At 72.5% G+C, this 3292-nt stretch carries 3 protein-coding genes and 1 pseudogene; 1 reads left to right on the plus strand and 3 read right to left on the minus strand.

The genetic code is table 11. The features are described from left to right. The 3 genes from ADK55_RS12245 to ADK55_RS12255 form a co-directional block, all read right to left on the minus strand. On the minus strand, positions 1–406 hold a 406-nt coding region (locus ADK55_RS12245), incomplete at its 3' end, for an ABC transporter ATP-binding protein (RefSeq protein WP_159041365.1). Further along, complete coding sequence (locus tag ADK55_RS12250) at positions 403–1518, minus strand: FecCD family ABC transporter permease (protein WP_053677965.1); 1116 nt, start codon at positions 1516–1518, stop codon at positions 403–405. The genes ADK55_RS12245 and ADK55_RS12250, both read right to left, overlap by 4 nt. After that, the gene (locus ADK55_RS12255; protein ID WP_199826499.1) at positions 1515–2585 is read right to left on the minus strand and encodes an iron chelate uptake ABC transporter family permease subunit; all 1071 of its coding nucleotides are present in this window, start codon (positions 2583–2585) and stop codon (positions 1515–1517) included. Before ADK55_RS12255 ends, ADK55_RS12250 begins: the two co-directional genes overlap by 4 nt. 192 nt (positions 2586–2777) lie before the next feature. Between ADK55_RS12255 and ADK55_RS12260 the strand changes: the two are divergent. After that, a pseudogene (locus ADK55_RS12260) lies at positions 2778–3292 on the plus strand (ABC transporter ATP-binding protein); the annotation flags it as partial.

A 3292-nucleotide genomic window follows, 5' to 3' on the forward strand; every position in this document is an offset into this window, starting at 1 on the left:
GCATGGCCTCGACCACGGCGTCCTCGTCCTCCGGGGCCCACTGCTTGAGCATCCGCTGGTGCGGGTAGCGCCCCCGGGCCACCAGGTCGCCGACGGTGATCCCGCCCGGGGCGGTCGAGGTCTGCGGGAGCAGGCCGAGCCGGCGGGCCACCTCGCGCGAGCGGTACGAGGCGATGGCGGCCCCGTCCAGGTAGACCTCGCCCTCCGTGGGCTTGAGCATCCGGGCGAGCGCCTTCAGCAGGGTGGACTTCCCGCAGGCGTTCGGGCCGATGATCACGGTGAAGGAGTGGTCGGGGATGACCACCCCGAGGTCGGTGGCCACGGTCCGTTGCTCGTAGCGGAGGGTCAGGCCCTCGGCCCGCAGCCGGGCCGTCGGGACGGTGTCCGGAGCGCTCGTACGTGTCATGCGCGGCTCTTTCGCGACTCGGTGACCAGCAGCCAGATGAGGTAGAGACCGCCGATGACTCCCGTGGCGGTGCCGACCGGAAGGAGGGCGTGGGTGAACAGGCGCTGTACCGCGAGGTCGCTCACGGCCAGCAGGACGGCGCCCATCAGGGCGGCCGGGACCAGGCCGGAACCCGAGGAGCGGATCAACTTGCGGGCCAACTGGGGCGCGGCCAGCGCGATGAACACGATCGGACCGGTGACCGCCGTGGCGAAGGCGGCCAGCGAGACACTGACGATCAGCAGGGCGGTCCGGGTGCGCGCCACGTTCACCCCGAGCGCCATCGCGGTGTCGTCGCCCATCTCCACCATGGTCAGTCGGCCGCCGAGGAGGAACGCGAGCGGCAGCAGGACGGCCACGGCGATCCCGACGGCCGCCGCGTGGTCCCAGGTCCGGTTGCCGAGGGTGCCGACGAGCCAGGCCTGCGCCTCCAGCGCCTCCTGCCAACTGGCGCGGGTGATCAGGTACGCGTTGACGGCGAGCAGCAGCGCGCTGACCCCGATGCCGATGACGACGAGACGGAACCCCTGCACGCCCCCGCGGAACACCAGCAGGTACACGGCGAGGGCCGTGCCCAGCCCGCCGATCAGGGCGCCGAACACGATCTGGGTCATGCTGCCGTGCAGGGTGACGATCACGACCAGTGCCCCGGTCGCCGAACCGTTGGTGAAGCCGATGATGTCGGGGCTGCCCAGGGCGTTGCGGGTCAGGCTCTGCAGGATGGCGCCGCTCACCGACAGGGCGGCGCCCACGCACAGGGCGGTCACCAGGCGGGGCATGCGCAGCGTGTTGACGACGAAGTCGGCCGCTCCGGAGCCGCTGCCGGTGAGGGCCCGCAGGACCTCGGGCACGGACAGGGTGAAGTCGCCGGTCGTCAGGGTGACCAGCATGACGGCGACGAGCACGACGGCCAGCGTGCCGCCGACGAGGAGCGTACGGCCGTGGAAGCGCAGGGAGACGCCCCCTCGACGCCCGCGCACCACCCGGCCGGTGATCACCCGCGAGGGGGCGGTGGGACGGGACTTCGGGCGGACGGCCGCGGCGGGCGCCCCCGTTCCCCGGGCGGGGCTCACAGCATGACCAGCTTTCGGCGACGGCACAGGACGAGGAAGAGCGGCGCCCCGACGAACGCGGTGATGATGCCCACCTGGATCTCGCCGGGCGCGCCGACCACCCGGCCCAGGACGTCGGACCCGACGAGCAGGATCGGTGCCAGCAGTACCGAATAGGCCATCACCCAGCGCTGGTCGGGGCCGACCAGGAAGCGGGCCACGTGCGGGACCACCAGGCCGACGAACCCGATCGGGCCGGCGGCGGCGGTCGCCGCCCCGCACAACAGCATCACGGCGATCACCCCGAGGATCCGGGTGCGGCCGACGTTCACCCCCAGGGCGCGGCCGAGTTGGTCGCCCATGGCGAGGGCGTTGAGGGAGGGGGCCAGCAGCAGGGCGAGGACCAGTCCGGCGACGACGAAGGGCAGGATCACCCACACCACGTCCATCCGCCGGCCGGCGAGCTCACCCACCGTCCAGTGGCGGAACTGATTGAAGGCGCGCGGGTTCAGCAGCAGGATCGCGGAGTTGAAGGCGTACAGCACGGCGGTGACGGAGGCACCGGCCACCACCAGCCGGTCCGGGGTGGCCAGTTTCCGTCCGGCCGAGCCGAGCAGGAAGACCACGACCGAGGCGACGGCGGCTCCCACGAAGGCGAACCAGACGTAGCCGAGGGCCGAACCGATGCCCAGGAAGGCGATGGCCACCACCACCCCCGTCGAGGCCCCCAGGCTCACCCCGAGGAGGCCGGGGTCGGCCAGCGGGTTGCGGGTGAGGGCCTGCATCAGGGCGCCGGACAGCCCGAGGGCGACGCCCACGAGCAGTCCGAGCACGGTCCGGGGGATCCGGTAATCGTGGATGATCACGGAGGTCTGCGTGCCGTCGGGGTTCCACAGCACCCCCCATGTCGAGGTGAAGGGGATGTCGCGGGTGCCCGACCACACGCTCAGCAGGGCGATCACCACGAGCGCGGCGAGCGCGACCAGCAACCCCACGCTCCGCACGGCGGCCACCGCGGCTCCGCGTCCCCGAGGAGCCGGGAGCTCCTCGGCATCACGTCCGACCTTCGCCCGGGTCTCGACCGACAACACGGCTCCCCTCGGCGACCGATCGCACAATGCGACCAAGCACGTTCAACTTAGGTGAGGCTAACCGAATGTTCTCGGAGGGGTCAACGCGCTTGCACGGCGGGGCAGTCCGTCCGGCGTGGGAATTCGCACCCGATGGGGAGGGTCGAACATTAGAGTAGCCTCACCTAACCCGACCTCCGGAGGTCCCGCATGCTCGACGCCGGCCCACCCGGAGGTTCCGTCCTCCGGCGCGCGATCACCGCGCAGCGGCGCCGGGTCGCCGCCGCCTCGCTCCTCGGAACGACCCACCAGGCCTGCGAGGCGATGGTCCCCGTCGTCATCGGCGTCATCATCGACCGGGCCGTCGCCACCGGATCCGGAGCGGCACTCCTGCGCTGGCTGCTCGTCCTCGCCGTGCTCTTCCTCGTGTTGTCCACCTGCTACCGCACCGCGGCCCGCATCACCGACGGCTCCGGCGAACTGGCCGCGCACCGCATCCGCACCGAACTCGGCACCCGGGTCCTCGACCCGCGCGGCGGCGCCGACTCCGGCCGACTGCCCGGCGCGCTCACCGCCATGGCCACCGGCGACGCGGCCCGGGTAGGCGCCGTGGTCGCCGCCCTGCCGTACGGGATCGCCGCCGTCGCCGGACTCGCCGTCAGCGCCGTGGCCCTGCTGCGCGTATCGGTACCCCTCGGCCTGCTCATCCTGCTCGGGGTACCGCC

Origin of the sequence: Streptomyces sp. WM4235, from assembly GCF_001279725.1 — a bacterium.
Lineage (GTDB): Bacteria > Actinomycetota > Actinomycetes > Streptomycetales > Streptomycetaceae > Streptomyces.